The organism is Kitasatospora sp. NPDC127121, from assembly GCF_042677305.1.
Classification (GTDB): Bacteria; Actinomycetota; Actinomycetes; order Streptomycetales; family Streptomycetaceae; genus Kitasatospora.
Window position 1 is genome coordinate 82,998 of sequence record NZ_JBHXTQ010000009.1, and the last position, 17,903, is coordinate 100,900.

General features: G+C 71.9%; 15 protein-coding genes. All 15 read right to left on the reverse strand.

Features of this window, described 5'->3' with window-relative positions; translation table 11 throughout:
- Positions 1-22: 22 nt before the first annotated feature.
- A complete protein-coding gene (atpB, locus tag ACFVHI_RS07820; protein ID WP_063347805.1) occupies positions 23-838 on the reverse strand; it encodes a F0F1 ATP synthase subunit A in 816 nt (271 codons plus the stop codon).
- A 285-nt stretch (positions 839-1,123) separates the two neighbouring features.
- Positions 1,124-1,567 (reverse strand): hypothetical protein, encoded by a 444-nt coding sequence (locus ACFVHI_RS07825; RefSeq protein ID WP_063347806.1) that lies wholly within the window; start codon positions 1,565-1,567, stop codon positions 1,124-1,126.
- 302 nt (positions 1,568-1,869) lie between these two features.
- The gene (locus tag ACFVHI_RS07830; protein WP_063347807.1) at positions 1,870-3,147 is read right to left on the reverse strand and encodes an MraY family glycosyltransferase; all 1,278 of its coding nucleotides are present in this window, start codon (positions 3,145-3,147) and stop codon (positions 1,870-1,872) included.
- 174 nt (positions 3,148-3,321) lie between these two features.
- Positions 3,322-4,602, reverse strand: coding sequence for a serine hydroxymethyltransferase (glyA, locus tag ACFVHI_RS07835; RefSeq protein WP_063347808.1), 1,281 nt, complete (start codon positions 4,600-4,602; stop codon positions 3,322-3,324).
- 179 nt (positions 4,603-4,781) lie between these two features.
- Positions 4,782-5,423, reverse strand: coding sequence for a protein-tyrosine-phosphatase (locus tag ACFVHI_RS07840; RefSeq protein WP_063351136.1), 642 nt, complete (start codon positions 5,421-5,423; stop codon positions 4,782-4,784).
- 32 nt (positions 5,424-5,455) lie between these two features.
- Positions 5,456-6,103, reverse strand: a complete 648-nt coding sequence (locus tag ACFVHI_RS07845) for an L-threonylcarbamoyladenylate synthase (protein WP_063347809.1) — start codon at positions 6,101-6,103, stop codon at positions 5,456-5,458.
- 94 nt (positions 6,104-6,197) lie between these two features.
- On the reverse strand, positions 6,198-7,064 hold the full coding sequence (prmC, locus tag ACFVHI_RS07850) for a peptide chain release factor N(5)-glutamine methyltransferase (RefSeq protein ID WP_063347810.1): 867 nt from the start codon (positions 7,062-7,064) through the stop codon (positions 6,198-6,200).
- A 63-nt stretch (positions 7,065-7,127) separates the two neighbouring features.
- On the reverse strand, positions 7,128-8,204 hold the full coding sequence (gene prfA / locus ACFVHI_RS07855; RefSeq protein WP_380336750.1) for a peptide chain release factor 1: 1,077 nt from the start codon (positions 8,202-8,204) through the stop codon (positions 7,128-7,130).
- A gap of 157 nt (positions 8,205-8,361) precedes the next feature.
- Positions 8,362-8,583, reverse strand: a complete 222-nt coding sequence (gene rpmE / locus ACFVHI_RS07860; RefSeq protein WP_063347812.1) for a 50S ribosomal protein L31 — start codon at positions 8,581-8,583, stop codon at positions 8,362-8,364.
- 137 nt (positions 8,584-8,720) lie between these two features.
- Positions 8,721-9,821, reverse strand: a complete 1,101-nt coding sequence (locus tag ACFVHI_RS07865; protein ID WP_380336753.1) for an LCP family protein — start codon at positions 9,819-9,821, stop codon at positions 8,721-8,723.
- A 138-nt stretch (positions 9,822-9,959) separates the two neighbouring features.
- On the reverse strand, positions 9,960-12,074 hold the full coding sequence (rho, locus tag ACFVHI_RS07870) for a transcription termination factor Rho (RefSeq protein ID WP_380336756.1): 2,115 nt from the start codon (positions 12,072-12,074) through the stop codon (positions 9,960-9,962).
- Between the two features lie 597 nt (positions 12,075-12,671).
- The gene (gene thrB, locus ACFVHI_RS07875; RefSeq protein WP_063347815.1) at positions 12,672-13,610 is read right to left on the reverse strand and encodes a homoserine kinase; all 939 of its coding nucleotides are present in this window, start codon (positions 13,608-13,610) and stop codon (positions 12,672-12,674) included.
- Positions 13,611-13,971: 361 nt separating this feature from the next.
- Positions 13,972-15,069, reverse strand: a complete 1,098-nt coding sequence (thrC, locus tag ACFVHI_RS07880; protein ID WP_063347816.1) for a threonine synthase — start codon at positions 15,067-15,069, stop codon at positions 13,972-13,974.
- Positions 15,070-15,078: 9 nt separating this feature from the next.
- A complete protein-coding gene (locus ACFVHI_RS07885; RefSeq protein ID WP_363371883.1) occupies positions 15,079-16,371 on the reverse strand; it encodes a homoserine dehydrogenase in 1,293 nt (430 codons plus the stop codon).
- A gap of 138 nt (positions 16,372-16,509) precedes the next feature.
- Complete coding sequence (gene lysA, locus ACFVHI_RS07890; RefSeq protein WP_380336760.1) at positions 16,510-17,901, reverse strand: diaminopimelate decarboxylase; 1,392 nt, start codon at positions 17,899-17,901, stop codon at positions 16,510-16,512.
- Between the last annotated feature and the right edge of the window lie 2 nt (positions 17,902-17,903).

A 17,903-nucleotide genomic window follows, 5' to 3' on the forward strand; every position in this document is an offset into this window, starting at 1 on the left:
AGGAGGGCCGGGGCCCCCTGGCTCAGTGCGCCTCTTCGAGGGCACCGGCGATGTAGCTGCTGGCGAGCATCACGAAGATGTAGGCCTGCAGGAACTGGACCAGCAGCTCGAAGGCGGTCAGGCCGACGGCGACGACGAACGAGGCCGAGCCGTAGAGCGCACCCAGGGTCGGGCTGAGCAGGTACCAGGAGGCAACGGAGAACATCACGACCAGCAGGTGGCCCGCGAACATGTTCGCGAAGGCTCGGACCGCGAGCGTGAAGGGGCGCACGAAGATGTTCGAGAAGAACTCGATCGGCACCAGGATGAACATGACCCAGCCGGGGATGCCCGAGGGCCAGCAGAGGTTCTTGAGACCGCCGACGAAGCCGTGCTTCTTGAAGGTCAGCGTCATGTAGGTGATCCACACGACCGCCGCGAGGCCGGCCGGGAACGCGATCGCCGCCGTCACGGGGAACTGTGCGAACGGGATGATCGACATGATGTTCATCAACCAGATGAAGAAGAACATCGAGACGAGCATCGGGACGTACTTCTCGCCCTTCTTGCCGATCGTCTCCAGCACGATGGAGCGCTTGACGAAGTCGTAGCCGATCTCGCCGACCAGCTGCAGCTTGCCGGGGACCAGGCGCGGCTTGGCGAAGGCGGCCCAGAAGAAGACGACGACCAGGAGCGCAACGATGACCGACAGCAGCATCGGCTTGTTGAACTCGATGCTGCCGATCGAGAAGATCGGCTTGAACTGGAACTCGTTCAGACCCGGGGCCGGGAAGCCGCAGCCAGCGTCCCCGAAGTGGCAACTGCCTGAGGCGAGGAACGTGAGCTGATCAGCACTCACCACGGACTCCTTCGTCGTGACGCATGGTTACGGCAACCTCGGTGTGTCGGCGTGGCCTGCGGCCACGGAGCGGCACTGAAACTTGATGGGTTTCTCGCGGATCCCGCGCGCCGGTGCGCCGCACCACAGCGGGATCATCGAAGACTGCGCGGATTCGGGGGGCGATCCGTCCGCTGTTCGGACAGACCTGGCCGCTTCCCGTACTCCGTTGTTGCGACGGACGATAGCAGTCCGTCAGTGCGGCATAAACACCGCCCCCCTCGTTGGGGGGACAGTCGGGCCTCGTCACTGTTGACGCCCCGAGTCGGAAGGCTTGTCACCCTTCTTTTCCGAGGCGTCGGGGTCGACGTAGAAGGTCTTGGCCTTCAGCGCGCCACGCACCTGGAACCCCGTCCAGATCAGCGCGCAGCCGAGCAGCGTGAAGGCGAAGGCCTGCCGGTTGAAGAGCCCGGTGTCCTTGAAGACGGCCAGGACGATGCCGACCAGCAGGATCTGCGTGGTGTACACCAGGAGCGCCGCGGCCATCATGATCTGCGGGTTCGACCTGGTCAGGCGGTCGAGCGCGACCTGGCCGGAACTGAAGAAGGCCATCACCAGCAGCGCGCCGAAGAGGGCGCCGAGCAGCCCCTTCCCGCCGGCGACGGCGAACGAGATCGCCATGGCGATGATCCCGGCGGCCGCAGTGGGAATCGCGGCGCCTCGGAGGATCCGGGCGTCGGTGGACGGCATGTCGGCAGCTCCGGCGGCATGTCGATGAGACGGGGGGACGGGGCACAGAAGGTGGTGGGTGACACCGGACCGAGAGGCCGCCGCCCGGGCCGCCCGCTGGAGCGGCGGGCCCGTCGAGGGAGACCGACCAGGGACGGAAGTCCTCCACCTGTCAGGTCTTTCGGCGTGTTCTCGGTACTCGTGAACGGTATCACAAACTATTTGATGAGAGCTTTACCATGAATGTGTGGCACCTGTCACACCGACGGCGCAACGGTACAGCCGAACGGGTGAGCCCATTTGACGGAACATCAACTGCCTTGCTAGCGGCGTCCGGTGGTCCGGCCGTGGTCGTCGAGCGCGGAGGCTCCCCGGTCGGCTTCACCGAGAAGTTGCTTGTCCTTTGCCGACAGTTCGGCCATGGGGGCGGGCGGACGGCGCCGGTAGCGCGGCGGGACGAAGGCCTGCACCGCCTTCGGCGCGCGCGGCCGGAACTGCGGCGTCAGCAGCACCACCAGGCCGACCAGGCAGAGCCCGGCGAGCGTCAGCACCACCGTGCGGCCGGTGTTGGTGACCGAGAAGGCCACCGTGCCGAAGGCGATCAGCGCGGCCCAGAAGTACATGATCAGGACCGCACGGCTGTGCGAGTGCCCGACCTGGAGCAGCCGGTGGTGCAGGTGGCGCTTGTCCGCGGCGAACGGCGACTGGCCGGCCCAGGTGCGGCGCACCACCGCGAGCAGCAGGTCCGCCAGCGGCAGCGCGATGACCGTCAGCGGCAGCAGCAGCGGGATGTAGATCGGCACCAGGGCGTGCACGGTCGCGGTCTGTGAACCGGTCTCGCTGCTGATCAGGTCCGGGTCGACGCGGCCGGTGATGGAGATCGCGGCCACGGCCAGCATCAGGCCCAGCATCATCGAGCCGGAGTCGCCCATGAAGATCCGCGCGGGGTGCATGTTGTGCGCCAGGAAGCCCAGGCACATGCCGATCAACAACACGCTGAACAGCACCGCGGGCGCCGCGTCGGTGATCGTGTAGCCGTACCAGAGCCGGTAGCTGTACAGGAAGAACGCCATCGCGGCGATGCAGACCATGCCGCCCGCCAGGCCGTCCAGGCCGTCGATGAAGTTCACCGCGTTGACCATGACGACGACCAGGGTGACCGAGATGACCATGCCCTGGGTGGGGCTCACCGCGACCGCGCCGACACCGGGCACCGGGAGGGTGATCACCGTGACGCCCTGCCAGACCATCACACCGGCGGCGATCATCTGGCCGCCGAGCTTCACCAGCGCGTCCACGCCCCACTTGTCGTCGAGCACCCCGAGCAGCCACATGATCCCGGCGCCGGACAGCAGCGCGCGGATGTCGGTGCCCTGCGAGAACACCTTGCTCAGGTTGTCCAGCTGCGAGGCGACCAGGATGCCCGCGCACAGCCCGCCGAACATGGCGATCCCGCCGAGCCGCGGCGTCGGCTCGCGGTGCACGTCGCGGGCGCGGACCGGCGGCATGGCGCCGGCCGCGATGGCGAACTTCCGGACCGGGCCGGTCAACAGGTAGGTGACGGCGGCGGTGCAGAACAGCACCAGCAGATACTCACGCACCACCGGCCTCCTGCGTCACTGTCCAACGGGGAGGTACCGAAGGTACTCCCCTGCGTTCCCGGGGTTCGAGGTGCGTCGCCACGCCCCACACCTTATTGAGTCGGACGCTCAAGGCACGCATCGCGGTTCGCTCTCCCGGGTAGGAGATCCGAATATCCGTCGACGAGGCTCTCGTCACCGTCGGTCGGCGAAGGACAGGGCCAGCTCCCGGACCCGGTTCGCCACCCGCGCGCCCGTGCCCCCGGCGAGCGCCTGAGCGATCAGCCCGGCGAGCTCGGCGAGTTCCGCCTCGCCCATCCCCTGGCTGGTCACCGTGCCGGTGCCCAGCCGGATCCCGGAGGCCTCGGCCGCCGGCGCCGGGTCGAAGGGCAGCGCGCACTTGCCGAGCAGCAGTCCGGCCACGGCGCAGCGCCGCTCGGCCTCCGCGCCGGTGACGCCCAGCGGGCTCACGTCCGCCGTCACCAGGTGGGTGTCGGTGCCGCCGGTCAGCAGGCGCATCCCGGCCGCCGCGAGCCCTGTCGCCAGCACCCGCGCCCCGTCCACCGTCCGCTGCGCGTACGCCCGGTAGCCGGGCGTCGCCGCCTCGGCCAGCGCCACCGCCTTGCCGGCCACCTCGTTCATCGCCGCCCCGCCCTGGCTGAACGGGAACACCGCCCGGTCGATCCGCTCGGCCAGCTCCGCGGTGGACAGCAGCAGGCCCCCGCGCGGGCCGCGCAGCAGCTTGTGGGTGGCCGCCACGGTGACGTCCGCGTACGGCACCGGGGAGGGCGCCACGCCGGCCGCGACCAGGCCGGCGGTCTGGGCGACCGAGGCGATCAGGTAGGCGTCCACCTCGTCGGCGATCTCCCGGAAGGCGGCCCAGTCCGGGTGCCGGGGGTGCGAGATCGAGCCCGCCACGATCGCCTTCGGGCGGTGCTCGCGGGCCAGGTCGCGCACCTGGTCGAGGTCGATCAGGCCGTCGGCCTCGCGCACCCCGTACCCGGTGAAGGCGAACCAGCGGCCGGAGAAGTTCGCCCGCGAGCCGCAGCTGAGGTGGCCGCCGTGCTCCAGCGACATCGCCAGCACCCCGTCGCCGGGCCGCAGCAGCGCCGCGTACGCCGCCAGCATCGCCGAAGTCGCCGACCGGGGCTGGACGTTGGCGTGCGGAGCGGCGAACAGCTCACGGGCCCGGTCGATCGCCAGCAGCTCGGCGGCGTCCGCGAGGGCGCAGCCGGTGTGGTGCCGGCGGCCCGGGTAGCCCTCGGCGTACTTGTCGATCAGCGGCCCGCTCAGCGCCGCCAGGACGGCCGGGGAGGTCAGGTTCTCCCCCGCCAGCAGCTGGACCGTCTCGGCCCGCCGCTCGGCCTCGGCCGCCAGCAGGTCGGCCACCTGCGGATCGGCCCGGTGCAGTGCCTCGGAGGCCCACGGGCGCCCTCTGGTCGCGGTCGGGCCGGTCGGGGCGTCGGTGACGGTCATGGCGGGGCTCCGGGGCGGCGTGGGGGCGCCTCCCGGCGTGGGGCCGGGAAGGGTGGGTTCCTCCAGCGTAGGACCGGCCGGGCCGGGCGGCTCGTCGGCGCGGGGCCATTCGGCGCTCGGCCGCCGCGGGCCGTCCCCGGGCCGCCGGGGGGCCTCCGGGCCGCTCGCGGCGCGGGCGGTCAGCGCAGCGCGGGCACGCCGGTGAGCGCGGTGACCACCGGGTCGACCGCGTGGAATATCTCCTCGCCGCAGTTGCGGAACATGCCGATCGGGGCCCCGTACGGGTCGTCCAGTTCGTCAGACTCCGGGGTGGCGGCGAGCAGCCAGCCGCGCAGCGCGGCGGCCGCCCGGACCAGGGCGCGGGCGCGCTCGGTGACGTCGGCGCCGCGGCGCGGGTCGGGCAGGGTGCCCGGGTCGATCGTCCGCACCAGGCGGGTGAACTCCTTCAGGGTGAAGGTGCGCAGCCCCGCCTCGTGGCCCATCGAGATGACCTGGGCGCGGTGGTCCAGGGTCGCGGTGAGCACCAGGTCGGCCTCGACCACGTGCTCGTCCAGCAGCTCGCGGCCGGTGAAGCCGCCGCTGTCCGCGCCGTACTCGTCCAGGACGGTCACAGCGTGGTCCTCCATCGGCGCGCCCACGTGGCCCCAGGTGCCGGCGCTCTCCACCAGGATCCGGCCGGCCACCCGGGGGCTGAGCCGGGTGTCCAGCTCACGCCGGGTGAGCCGCTCGGCGATCGGCGAGCGGCAGATGTTGCCGGTGCAGACGAACAGGATCCGGAAGTGGTCCAGCGGCCTGGGGCCCACACTCAGGTACGGCGCTATGCCGGGCCCGGCATGGAGCGAGGCGATGGGCGTCAACTGCCGGCCTCCAGGTCGGGGACGACCTCCCTCAGCTGCTCGACGCTGATCGCGCCCGCCCGCAGCAGGACCGGGACCTTGCCCGTGACGTCGACGATGGACGAGGCGGTCGCGTGGTCCGCCTGTCCGCCGTCCAGGTAGACCGAGATGGCGTCGCCGAGCTGCGCCTGCGCCTCGTCGCAGGTGGCCGGGGACGGGCCGCCGGTCTTGTTGGCGCTGGAGACGGCCAGCGGGCCGGTGGCGTTCAGCAGCTCGATGGCGACCGGGTGCAGCGGCATCCGGACGGCGACGGTGCCGCGGGTCTCGCCGAGGTCCCAGCGCAGCGAGGGCTGGTGCTTGGCGACCAGGGTGAGCCCGCCCGGCCAGAACGCGTCGACCAGCTCCCAGGCCTGCTCGGAGAAGTCGGTGACCAGGCCGTGCAGGGTGGTCGGCGAGCCGACCAGCACGGGCGAGGGCATGTTGCGGCCGCGGCCCTTGGCGGCCAGCAGGTCGCCGACGGCCTCCGGCGAGAAGGCGTCCGCGCCGACCCCGTACAGGGTGTCGGTGGGCAGCACGACGAGTTCGCCCCGGCGAATGGCCGAGGCGGCCTCGCGCAGGCCGGTGGCGCGGTCCCCGGCGTCGGCACAGTCGTAACGGCGGCTCATCGGTGCGGTCCCCTTCCGGAATGGCTCATCACAGCGTTCACAGCACGGTCTTCACGGCGCGGCCGGGCGAGCGGCGCGGCCGCGGCCCGGCTGGTCACAACGACGCCCTGCGGGCTGTCGTGAAGCGCGGTCGGTTGTTCAGGTCGCGGTGGTCGGCGGTGTCCGTCCAGCCGCGTTCCTCATTGAAGATCCACGGGACCTGCCCGCCCTGCTGGTCGGCGTGCTCGATCACCACCGCGCCGCCGGGGCGCAGCAGCCGGGCGGCCACCCGCTCGATGCCGCGGATGGTGTCCAGGCCGTCCTCGCCGGAGAACAGCGACATCTGCGGGTCGTGGTCGCGGGCCTCCGGGGCGACGTACTCCCACTCGGTGAGCGGGATGTACGGCGGGTTGGAGATCACCAGGTCGAAACGGCCGTCCCAGGAGCGGTCGTCGGCGAAGGCCCGGGTGGCGTCACCGGCGTGCAGAGTGACCCGGGCGCGGTCGGGGCTGGCCTCGATGTTGCGCCGGGTGTACTGCAGCGCGCCCTCGTCGAGTTCGAAGGCGTGCACGGTCGAGCGCGGCAGCTCCTGGGCCAGGGCGAGCGCGATGGCGCCGGAGCCGGAGCACAGGTCGACGACCAGCGGCTCGGCCACGTCCATGTCTCGGACGGCGTCTATGGCCCACTCGACGACCGTCTCGGTCTCCGGCCGGGGCACGAACACCCCGGGGCCGACCTCCAGTTCGAGGTAGCGGAAGAACGCCCGCCCGGTGATGTGCTGGAGCGGTTCGCGCGCCTCGCGGCGGGAGACGGCCTCCCAGTAGCGGGCGTCGAAGTCGGCGTCCTTCACCGAGTGCAGCTGGCTGCGCTTGACGTTGTGGACGTAGGCGGCGAGTTCCTCCGCGTCGAAGCGCGGCGACGGCACGCCGGCCGCGGCCAACCGCTGGGTGGCCTGGGCCACCTCGGCGAGCAGCAGGTTCATCCGTACGACCTCTTGTTTCTGCGCTCCGGCTCGCGCCGTCGCTCGGGCTGGGGCGCGCCGGTCTCAGTTCTGTTGGGCCGAGGCGAGCTTGGCCGCCGCGTCCGCGTCGACGCAGGACTGGATCACCGCGTTCAGTTCGCCGTCCAGGACCTGGTCCAGGTTGTACGACTTGAACCCCGTGCGGTGGTCCGAGATGCGGTTCTCCGGGTAGTTGTACGTCCGGATCCGCTCGGAGCGGTCCACCGTACGGACCTGGCTGCGACGCGCGTCCGAGGCCTCGCGCTCGGCCTCCTCCTGCGCGGCGGCCAACAGGCGCGACCGCAGGATGCGCATCGCCTGCTCCTTGTTCTGCAGCTGGCTCTTCTCGTTCTGGCAGGACGCCACGATACCGGTCGGCAGGTGGGTGATCCGGACCGCGGAGTCGGTGGTGTTGACCGACTGGCCGCCGGGGCCGGACGAACGGTAGACGTCGATCCGCAGGTCGTTGGCGACGATCTCGACCTCGACCTCCTCCGCCTCGGGGGTGACCAGCACGCCCGCCGCGGAGGTGTGGATGCGGCCCTGGGACTCGGTGGCGGGGACGCGCTGCACGCGGTGCACGCCGCCCTCGTACTTCAGCCGGGCCCAGACGCCCTGCCCGGGCTCGGCGTTGCCCTTGGTCTTCACGGCCACCGAGACGTCCTTGTAGCCGCCGAGGTCGGACTCGTTGGCGTCGATGATCTCGGTCTTCCAGCCGATCCGCTCGGCGAAGCGCAGGTACATCCGGAGCAGGTCGCCGGCGAACAGCGCGGACTCCTCGCCGCCCTCACCCGCCTTGATCTCCAGGATGACGTCCTTGTCGTCGCTCGGGTCGCGCGGCACGAGCAGCATCCGCAGCTCCTCGGTCAGCCCCTCGCGGCGCTGCTCGCCCTCCTTCACCTCGGCGAGGAACTCCGGTTCCTCGGCGGCGAGTTCGCGCGCGGCCTCGATGTCCTCGCCGGCCTGTCGCCACTGCCGGTAGACCCGGGTGATCGGGGTCAGCTCGGCGTACCGCTTGGCCAGCTTGCGAGCGTTGGCCTGGTCGGCGTGGACGGACGGGTCGGCCAGCCTCTTCTCGAGGTCGGCGTGCTCGACGAGGAGCTCTTCGACTGCCTCGAACATGGAGTGGGCCTTCTTCCCGTGAGAACCGTTGGGAGCCGGTGAGGACCGGCCGGTCGTGCGAACCGCTGGAGGGGGTGCTGGGGGGATGCGAACGGCGCCGGCCCCCAGCGCCCCCGGAACGAGTACGGGGGCACCGGGAACCGGCGCCGTGGGAGCGCTAGGCCTTCGCGCTGTGCTGCTTGCCGAAGCGGGCCTCGAAGCGGGCCACGCGGCCACCGGTGTCGAGGATCTTCTGCTTGCCGGTGTAGAACGGGTGGCACTGCGAGCAGACCTCGGCGCGGATCTCGCCACTGGCCTCGGTCGAGCGGGTCGTGAACTCGGCACCGCAGGTGCAGGTCACACGGGTGACCACGTACTGGGGGTGAACGTTGGGCTTCAAGGGGTTCTCCTAGGTTCGGGAGGGCACCGGGTCGGCGGCGGGAGCGCCGCACGTGAACCGGGACCGACGGACCAGTCTGCCAGGACCGGCCGCATCTTCCCAAACCGGGTCGTGTTCCGGGATATTCCGGGCGCAGCTCAGCGCCGGGCGGGAGCCTTCGCCGGGGCCGTGGGGGCGGCCGTGGGGGCGGCCTGGGCGGGGTTCTCGGGCTGCGCCGAGACGATCGCCTGCGGGACCGGCTGGTCGGCCTTGAGGGCCGCCCAGAGCTGGTCCGCCTGCGGCTGCAGCTCGACCACCCGGTTGGGGTCGCCGGGCGCGGTCACCACCGGCAGGGTCACCATGCCGAGCTGATCCGGCCCGATCCCCTTGAGCTCCTGGACGAGCCCCACCAGGGCGTTCACCGAACCCAGCGCGGAGTCGGTGGTGATGCTGCGGGTCATGGTGTCGCCGATCGACCAGAGCTTGACCGGGTTGGAGTAGAGCCCGATCCCGCCGGCCTGCTGGAGCAGCGACTTCACCATCTGCTTCTGGAGTTCGATCCGGCCGAGGTCGCTGCCGTCGCCGACGCCGTGCCGGGTGCGGACGAAGGCCAGCGACTGCTGTCCGTCGAGGTGGTGCTCGCCCGGTGCCAGGTCGAGCCCGCTGTCCTTGTCGTGGATGGCCACCGTGGTGCTCACGGTGGCCCCGCCTATCGCGTCCACGACGCGGGCGAAGCCGGCGAAGTCGATCTGCACGTAGTGGTCCATCCGCAGCCCGGTGAGCTGCTCGGTGGTCTTGACCGCGCAGGCCGCGCCGCCGGCCTCGAAGGCGCTGTTGTACATCGCGCGCTTGGCGCCGGCCACCGCCTTGCCGCCGGCGTCGGTGCAGTCGGGCCGGGTGACCAGGGTGTCGCGCGGGATCGAGACGACCTCGGCGTGCGAGTGGTCCTGGTTGACGTGCAGCACCATCGCGGTGTCCGAGCGGGCGGTGTCGCCGGTGTCGCCGCCGGCCAGGTCGCCGTTCTCGCCGTTGCGCGAGTCGGAGCCCAGCACCAGGACGTTGAACGAGCCGTCGGTGGCGGCCGGCGGGCGGGCGTCGCCGAGGCGGGCGTTGATGTCGACGCTCTTGATGTTGCCGTTGAGTTTGACGTACGCGTAGCCGGCCGCTCCGGCGCCGAGGACGACGAGCGCGGCGAACGCGCAGGCGGCCGCCCGCAGGATCTTGCGGCGGCGGGTCAGGACCCTCTTGTGCTCGGCCATACGGTCCAGAGTAAAACGGACAAGATGATCAAAAAGCCTCATGATGTCCCAACTCTGGAACAAAGCCGGGTGGACGCACCGAACCCCGGACCGCTCGCGCGATCCGGGGTTCGGTGGGCGACAACCGTCCGGCTACGGTCAGTCGTTGGAGCCGGGGGTGGTCTTGGCGATCTGCATCAGGAACTCGGCGTTGCTCTTGGTCTGCTTCATCTTGTCCAGGAGCAGCTCGATCGCCTGCTGCGAGTCGAGCGCGTGCAGCACCCGGCGCAGCTTCCAGACGATGGCCAACTCCTCGCTGCCGAGCAGGATCTCCTCCTTGCGGGTACTGGAGGCGTCCACGTCGACGGCCGGGAAGATGCGCTTGTCCGAGAGCTTGCGGTCGAGCTTGAGCTCCATGTTGCCGGTGCCCTTGAACTCCTCGAAGATCACCTCGTCCATGCGCGAGCCGGTCTCGACCAGCGCGGTGGCCAGGATGGTCAGCGAGCCGCCGTTCTCGATGTTGCGCGCGGCGCCGAAGAACTTCTTCGGCGGGTACAGCGCGGTCGAGTCGACACCACCGGACAGGATGCGGCCGGAGGCCGGCGCCGCCAGGTTGTAGGCGCGGCCGAGGCGGGTGATCGAGTCCAGCAGGATGACCACGTCGTGGCCCAGCTCCACCAGGCGCTTGGCGCGCTCGATGGCCAGCTCGGCGACGGTGGTGTGGTCCTCGGCCGGGCGGTCGAAGGTCGAGGAGATGACCTCGCCCTTCACCGACCGCTGCATGTCGGTGACCTCTTCCGGACGCTCGTCGACCAGGACGACCATCAGGTGGCACTCGGGGTTGTTGTGGGTGATCGCGTTGGCGACCGCCTGCAGCACCATCGTCTTGCCGGTCTTCGGCGGCGCGACGATCAGACCGCGCTGGCCCTTGCCGATCGGCGACACCAGGTCGATGATCCGGGTGGTCAGGATGCCCGCCTCGGTCTCCAGGCGCAGCCGGTCCTGCGGGTAGAGCGGGGTGAGCTTGTTGAACTCGGGGCGGCCGCGGCCGCTCTCCGGGTCCATGCCGTTGACGGAGTCCAGCCGCACCATGGCGTTGAACTTCTCGCGGCGCTCGCCGTCCTTGGGCTGGCGCACCGCGCCGGTGATGGCATCGCCCTTGCGCAGGCCGTTCTTGCGGACCTGGGCGAGCGAGACGTAGACGTCGTTCTGGCCCGGCAGGTAGCCGGAGGTGCGCACGAACGCGTAGTTGTCGAGGATGTCGAGGATGCCCGCGACCGGGATCAGGACGTCGTCCTCGCCGACCTGCGGCTCGGCGGGGCCGGCCTCGAAGCCCTCGCGGCGGGCGCCACGGCCCCGGCGGTCGCGGTAGCGGCCACGGCGGCCGCGGCGGCCGTCACCGAACTCGTCGTCGTCGTAGCCGCCCTGCTGGACCTGCGGCTGCTGGGTCTGCTGGCCGCCCTGGCGGGCCTGCTGGCCGTCGCCCTGAGCGGCCTGCTGCTGGCCGCCGCCCTGCTGGGGCTGGCGGTCGGTGCGCTCGCGGCGGTTGCGGCGGTCGCGGCGCGACTCGCGGGAGTCGCCGTCCTGGGCCTCGCCGCCGTCCTGGCGCTCGGCGCGCTCGGGGCGCTCCGCCCGCTCCGGGCGGTCGCTGCGGTCCCGGCGGTCCCGGCGGTCGCGACGGGTCTCGGTGCGGCCCTCCTCGCGGCCCTCGAAGGCGCGGGTCTCGGCCTGGCGGGTCTCGGCCTGCTTGGGCTCGGCCACGACGACGGCGGCGTCGGCCGTGACGTCGGCGGTCGGGGCGCCGGCGGCCGAGGTGGCGCGGCGGCGGGTGCGCTCGGCACGGGCGGGCGCGGCGGTCTCGGCGGCGGCCTGGACCGGGATCTCGATCTGGGCCTGCGACTCGGCGGCGGCCGGGGCCGCGGCGGCCGCAGCGGCGGCGGCCTTGGTGCGGCGGGCCGGCTTCTCGGCCGGCGCCTCGGCGGCGTCCGCCTTGGCGGCGGTGCGCTTGGTGGCGGCGGCCGGAGCACCACCGGCGGCGAGCAGCGGGTCTCCGCCGCTCTTCTCCTTGATGGTCTCGATCAGCTGGCTCTTGCGCATGCGTCCGGTACCGGTGATGCCCAGGTCCCCGGCGAGCTTCTGCAGCTCGGCCAGGACCATGCCGTCCAGGCCAGCGGCGGCGGTACGGCGGCGCCGCGCCGGGGCCGCGGGGGCGGCGGCTGCGTCCGACGCCTCGGCGTCCTGGCGCGCGCCCATCAGATCGGTGGAGTCGCTCACTAAGGGTCCTTCCCTGGAGCGGACGTCGGCCTGTCTGGCTCGGCGACCGGTTGTGCTGTCCTGACCGACGCTCGACTGCGTCGGTCCGAGGCGGTGATCCCCCGAAAGGCGGAAGCCGGTCGAGGGAGAGCTGCGAGGTGCGGTGCGTGAAGCACGGTGGTGCTGAGTGGCGCGGCGGGCCGGTCGGTCGTGTGCCGACCGGGCGTACCCCCACGCTTGCCTGCGAATCCCGGGCCCCCGTCGCGTGACGGTGGACCGCGCTCCGCCCGTCCTGGCCTCAAGGTGGGAGGCCGCGAGTGGGAGTCAGGTGCCGTCACGGCTTCGGGATGCGGCCGCGTGTCGCGCAGGCAGGCTGCGTACGCGCTGCGGTGGGCTCCCGGAGAATCGTCGCCCCGTGCATCGCCGCGACTCCACGGCAGTGGAGTGCTGGGATCGGGACGCGGCGCACCGAGCCCCGGAGGGCACCTGGTGCAGCAATGAGGTTAACACTACCGACCCCCTCAGACATTCCCCAGCCTTGCGCTTGCCAATCGTGTCCGGACGGCCCGGCTCGGCAGGTGGCCGGGCCAGGCCGGACGAGCAGCCCGGACGGGCCGTTCAGCCGTCCAGCGGGAGCACGGTGGCCCCGATCCGGTCGAGCTCCAGGCGGTGCGCGGCGAACGCCGGGTCGCCGCCGTGGCCGTGGTGCCCGGCGAAGGAGAGCACCTTGTCGGCGCCCGCCTCGTCGGTGAGCGCGAGGACGGTCGGGCCGGCCCCGGAGATCACCGCGGGGACGCCCTCCGCGCGCAGCGCGCCCACCAGGGCGGCGCTGTCGGGCATGGCGGAGGAGCGGTAGTCCTGGTGCAGGCGGTCCTCGGTGGCGGCGAGCAGCAGCTCGGGCCGCCTGGTCAGCGCCTCGACCAGCAGCGCGGCGCGGCCGGCGTTGACGGCGGCGTCGGTCAGCGGGACGGTCTTCGGCAGCAGGCCGCGGGCGGTCTCGGTGAGCACCTCGTCGGCGGGGACGAACACCACCGGGACGACCTGGTCGGAGGGCTCCAGGCTGACCGCCTTGGCCGACTCCTCGTCCGTCCAGGCGATGGTGAAGTTGCCGCGCAGGCAGGCCGCGACGTTGTCGGGGTGGCCCTCCAGCTCGGAGGCGAGGGCCAGCAGCGCGTCGTCGTCCAGCGCGGACGGGCCGCCGATGGTGACCGCGCGGGCGGCCACGATGCCGGCGCAGATCGCGGCCGAGGAGGAGCCGAGGCCACGGCCGTGCGGTATCCGGTTGGCACAGACCACTTCGAGGCCGCGCGGCTGGCCGCCGAGGCGGTCGAAGGCGGCGCGCATCGAGCGGACCAGCAGGTGGCGCTCGTCGCGGGGCAGCGTCTCGGCGCCCTCGCCGGCGATGTCGATGGAGAGCCCGGAGTCGGCGACCCGGACGACCACGTCGTCGTACAGGCCCAGCGCGAGGCCGAAGGCGTCGAAGCCCGGGCCGAGGTTGGCGCTGGTCGCGGGAACCCGGACCCGGACGGCGGCGGCACGGAACGCGGGACCGGCCATGCGGTGGACTCTCCTGGGGAAATCGGGCGGCGCGGATCGCGTCGTCGGTGCGAAGGCGGGGAATGGACCGCAGGCCCCGGCGGGGCGGGCGGTCACGGTCGTTGGCGCGGCCTGGAGAAGGCCGGACCCGGGGCATGTGCCACACGGCCGAACCCAGAGTATCGAAGAGAGGTTCCCCAGTGGTACACCCCGTGGTCCTCCGATCTGGTGTGTTGCCGCTTCTGGCCGGAATGCGTACCGGAATCGGATCGGAATGCGCGGCGTAATTGACACAAAAGTGTCACCGGAGAACATCGACGGGCCGACCCCCGAAAGGGTCGGCCCGTCGAGGCGTCGGGCGCCCGCGGGGCCCGACGGCAGGTCAGTCCAGCAGGCCCAGGCGCTGCGCCGCCGCCTCCGGGTCGATCGGGACGATCTGCGGCTGCGGTGCGCCGGCCACCGCCCAGTCCGGGTCCTTGAGGCCGTTGCCGGTCACGGTGCAGACGATGCGCTGGCCCGGGTCGACCAGGCCGGCCTCCGCCTTGGCCAGCAGGCCGGCCACCGAGGCGGCCGAGGCGGGCTCCACGAAGACGCCCTCCTGCGCGGCCAACAGCCGGTAGGCGGACAGGATCTGACGATCCGTCACCTTGTCGATGAGGCCGCCCGACTCGTCCCGCGCGGCGAGCGCGAAGTCCCAGGAGGCCGGGTTGCCGATCCGGATCGCGGTGGCGATGGTCTGCGGCTTGAGCACCGGCGCGCCGTCCACGATCGGGGCCGAGCCGGAGGCCTGGAAGCCCCACATCCGCGGGGTGCGCGTGGCCAGGCCGTCGGCGGAGTACTCGCGGTAGCCCTTCCAGTACGCGGTGATGTTGCCCGCGTTGCCGACCGGCAGGACGTGGATGTCCGGGGCGTCGCCGAGCATGTCGACGATCTCGAAGGCCGCGGTCTTCTGACCCTCGATCCGCACCGGGTTCACCGAGTTGACCAGCGCCACCGGGTACTTCTCGGACAGTTCACGCGCGAGGGTGAGGCAGTCGTCGAAGTTCCCGTCCACCTGGAGGATCTTGGCGCCGTGCACCAGCGCCTGGCCCATCTTGCCGAGGGCGATCTTGCCCTGCGGGACGAGCACCGCGCAGACCATCCCGGCCCGCACCGCGTACGCGGCGGCGGAGGCCGAGGTGTTGCCGGTGGAGGCGCAGATGACGGCCTGCGCCCCCTCCTCCTTGGCCTTGGAGATGGCCATCGTCATCCCGCGGTCCTTGAAGGAGCCCGTCGGGTTGGCGCCCTCGACCTTGAGGTAGACCTCGCAGCCGGTGCGCTCGGACAGCACCTGGGCGGGGACCAGCGGCGTGCCGCCCTCCAGCAGGGTGACCACCGGGGTGGCCGCGGTGACCGGCAGGCGGTCCCGGTACTCCTCGATCAGGCCGCGCCACTGGTGGGTGTGCGCGCCTCGGACGACGTTCTCGGCAACGGCGTTCATGGCTGTTCCTTACTCCCCTTCGACCCGCATGATGCTGGCCACGTCCCGCACGCTGTCCAGCGCGCGGAGCTTGTCGACCGTCGCCGACAGCGCGGCGTCGGTGGCACGGTGAGTGACCACGACGAGCGAGGCGTCGCCGTCGCGGCCCTGCTGGCGCACGGTGTCGATGGAGACGCCGTGCTCCGCGAAGACGGACGCGACCTGGGCGAGGACGCCCGCACGGTCGTCCACGTCCAGGCTGACGTGGTAGCGGGTGACCACCTCGTCCATCGGCTTGGCGGGCAGCTGCGTGTACACCGAGTCACCGGGACCGGTGGCGCCGGCCAGCTTGTTGCGACAGACCGCGACCAGGTCGCCGAGCACCGCGGAGGCGGTCGGCGAGCCGCCCGCGCCCGGGCCGTAGAACATCAGCCGGCCGGCCGCCTCGGCCTCGACGAACACCGCGTTGTACGCCTCGCGGACGGAGGCCAGCGGGTGCGACAGCGGGATCATCGCCGGGTGGACCCGCGCGGTGACGGACTCGCCGTCCGCCGCCCGCTCGCAGATCGCGAGCAGCTTGACCACGCAGCCCATCTCCTTGGCGGAGGCGATGTCGGCGGCGGTCACCTCGGTGATGCCCTCGCGGTAGACGTCCGCCGCGGTGACCTTGGTGTGGAAGGCGATGCCGGCCAGGATCGCGGCCTTGGCGGCGGCGTCGAAGCCCTCGACGTCGGCCGTCGGGTCGGCCTCGGCGTAGCCCAGCGCGGTGGCCTCCTCCAGCGCCTCCGAGTAGCCGGCGCCGGTGGTGTCCATCTTGTCGAGGATGAAGTTGGTGGTGCCGTTGACGATGCCCAGCACCCGGTTGACCTTGTCCCCCGCGAGGGACTCGCGCAGCGGGCGCAGCAGCGGGATCGCGCCCGCCACCGCGGCCTCGTAGTACAGGTCCACCCCGGCCCCGGCGGCCGCGGCGTGCAGCTCGGTGCCGTCCTTGGCGAGCAGCGCCTTGTTGGCGCTGACCACCGAGGCGCCCCGCTCGAACGCCGACAGGATGAGGTGTTTGGACGGCTCGATGCCGCCGACGACCTCGACCACCACGTCGATGTCGCCCCGGTTGACCAGGGCCTCGGCGTCGGTGGTGATCAGGTGCTCGGGCACGCCCGGACGCACCCGGCCGGCCCGGCGGACCGCGATCCCGGCGAGCTCGACCGGGGCACCGATGCGCGCGGCGAGGTCGTCGGCCGTCGTCGTCATGATGCGCGCCACCTCGGAGCCCACCACACCACAACCCAGCAACGCCACCTTCAGCGGGCGCGTACGCATCATCCGACTCCGCTCTGCATTCTTCGTGCTTCGGTAATTCCGGCGGGATTCTGGGGGCCGCCGGGAACTTCGGTCCGTACCAGTCTCGGGGACTTCCCGCACGGATCTACGGTCGTTCCATGATCTGAGACAAGGATTTCGTCATCCGATATCGAGACGCAGGAGATCCTCCTCCGTCTCGCGCCGGACGATCACCCGCGCGGCACCGTCCTTGACGGCCAGCACGGGAGGCTTCAGGGCGTGGTTGTAATTGCTCGCCATCGAGCGGCAGTACGCGCCGGTGGCGGGCACCGCGACCAGGTCGCCCGGGGCCAGGTCGGCCGGCAGGAAGGCGTCCCGGACCACGATGTCGCCGGACTCGCAGTGCTTGCCGACCACCCGCACCAGCATCGGCTCGGCGTCGCTGCGGCGCGACACCAGGGCCACCGAGTACTCGGCGTCGTACAGCGCGGTCCGGATGTTGTCGGACATCCCGCCGTCCACGCTGACGTAGGTGCGCAGGCCCTCCAGCGGCTTGACGGTGCCGACCTCGTACAGCGTGAACGCCGTCGGGCCGACGATCGCCCGGCCCGGCTCCACGCTCAGCCGGGGGGTGTCCAGGTTCGCGGCGGCGCACTCGCGGCGCACGATGTCGGCCAGCGCGGCCGCGATCTCGGCCGGCTCGCGCGGGTCGTCCTCGCTGGTGTACGCGATGCCCAGGCCGCCGCCCAGGTCGATCTCGGGCAGCTCGACGCCGTGCTCGTCGCGGATCTCGGCCAGCAGGCCGACCACCCGGCGGGCGGCCACCTCGAAGCCGGCGGTGTCGAAGATCTGCGAGCCGATGTGCGAGTGGATGCCGCGCAGCTCCAGGCCCTCGTGCCCGAGCACCCGGCGCACCGCCTCGGCCGCCGATCCGTTGCCCAGTGACAGCCCGAACTTCTGGTCCTCGTGCGCCGTGGCGATGAACTCGTGGGTGTGCGCCTCGACCCCAACGGTGATCCGGATCAGCACCTGCTGGCGGACGCCCTGGCGGGCCGTGACGGCGGCCAGCCGCTCGATCTCCTCGTAGGAGTCGACCACGATGCGCCCGACGCCGGTCTTCACCGCGTGTTCGAGCTCGTCCGCCGTCTTGTTGTTGCCGTGCAGCGCGATCCGCTGCGGCGGCATCCCGGCGGCCAGCGCCACCGTCAGCTCGCCGGAGCTGCACACGTCGAGGTTCAGGCCCTCCTCGTGCAGCCAGCGCACGATCGCCTTGGAGAGGAACGCCTTGCCGGCGTAGAAGACGTCCGCCTCGGTGCCGAAGGCGTCGCGCCAGGCCCGCGCCCGGGCCCGGAAGTCGTCCTCGTCGAGCACGTAGGCCGGCGTGCCGAACTCGGCCGCCAGGGACTTGACGTCGATCCCGCCGACGGTGGCCACGCCCTCGGCGTCGCGGGCGACGGTGCACGACCAGACCTTGGGGTCGAGCGCGTTCAGGTCGGCCGGCGGGGCGGAGTAGTGGCCCTCGGGCAGCACGTCACCGTGACGGGGGCCTGCGGGGTGTGCGGAGCGAGACATGT

Bases quoted from the DNA above. Each gene is read 5' to 3' on its own strand.
- ACFVHI_RS07825 (WP_063347806.1), bottom strand. From the start codon at position 1,567: ATGCCGTCCACCGACGCCCGGATCCTCCGAGGCGCCGCGATTCCCACT.
- glyA (WP_063347808.1), bottom strand. From the start codon at position 4,602: ATGACCGTCACCGACGCCCCGACCGGCCCGACCGCGACCAGAGGGCGC.
- ACFVHI_RS07845 (WP_063347809.1), bottom strand. From the start codon at position 6,103: ATGAGCCGCCGTTACGACTGTGCCGACGCCGGGGACCGCGCCACCGGC.
- prmC (WP_063347810.1), bottom strand. From the start codon at position 7,064: ATGAACCTGCTGCTCGCCGAGGTGGCCCAGGCCACCCAGCGGTTGGCC.
- prfA (WP_380336750.1), bottom strand. From the start codon at position 8,204: ATGTTCGAGGCAGTCGAAGAGCTCCTCGTCGAGCACGCCGACCTCGAG.
- ACFVHI_RS07865 (WP_380336753.1), bottom strand. From the start codon at position 9,821: ATGGCCGAGCACAAGAGGGTCCTGACCCGCCGCCGCAAGATCCTGCGG.
- thrB (WP_063347815.1), bottom strand. From the start codon at position 13,610: ATGGCCGGTCCCGCGTTCCGTGCCGCCGCCGTCCGGGTCCGGGTTCCC.
- thrC (WP_063347816.1), bottom strand. From the start codon at position 15,069: ATGAACGCCGTTGCCGAGAACGTCGTCCGAGGCGCGCACACCCACCAG.
- ACFVHI_RS07885 (WP_363371883.1), bottom strand. From the start codon at position 16,371: ATGATGCGTACGCGCCCGCTGAAGGTGGCGTTGCTGGGTTGTGGTGTG.
- lysA (WP_380336760.1), bottom strand. From the start codon at position 17,901: ATGTCTCGCTCCGCACACCCCGCAGGCCCCCGTCACGGTGACGTGCTG.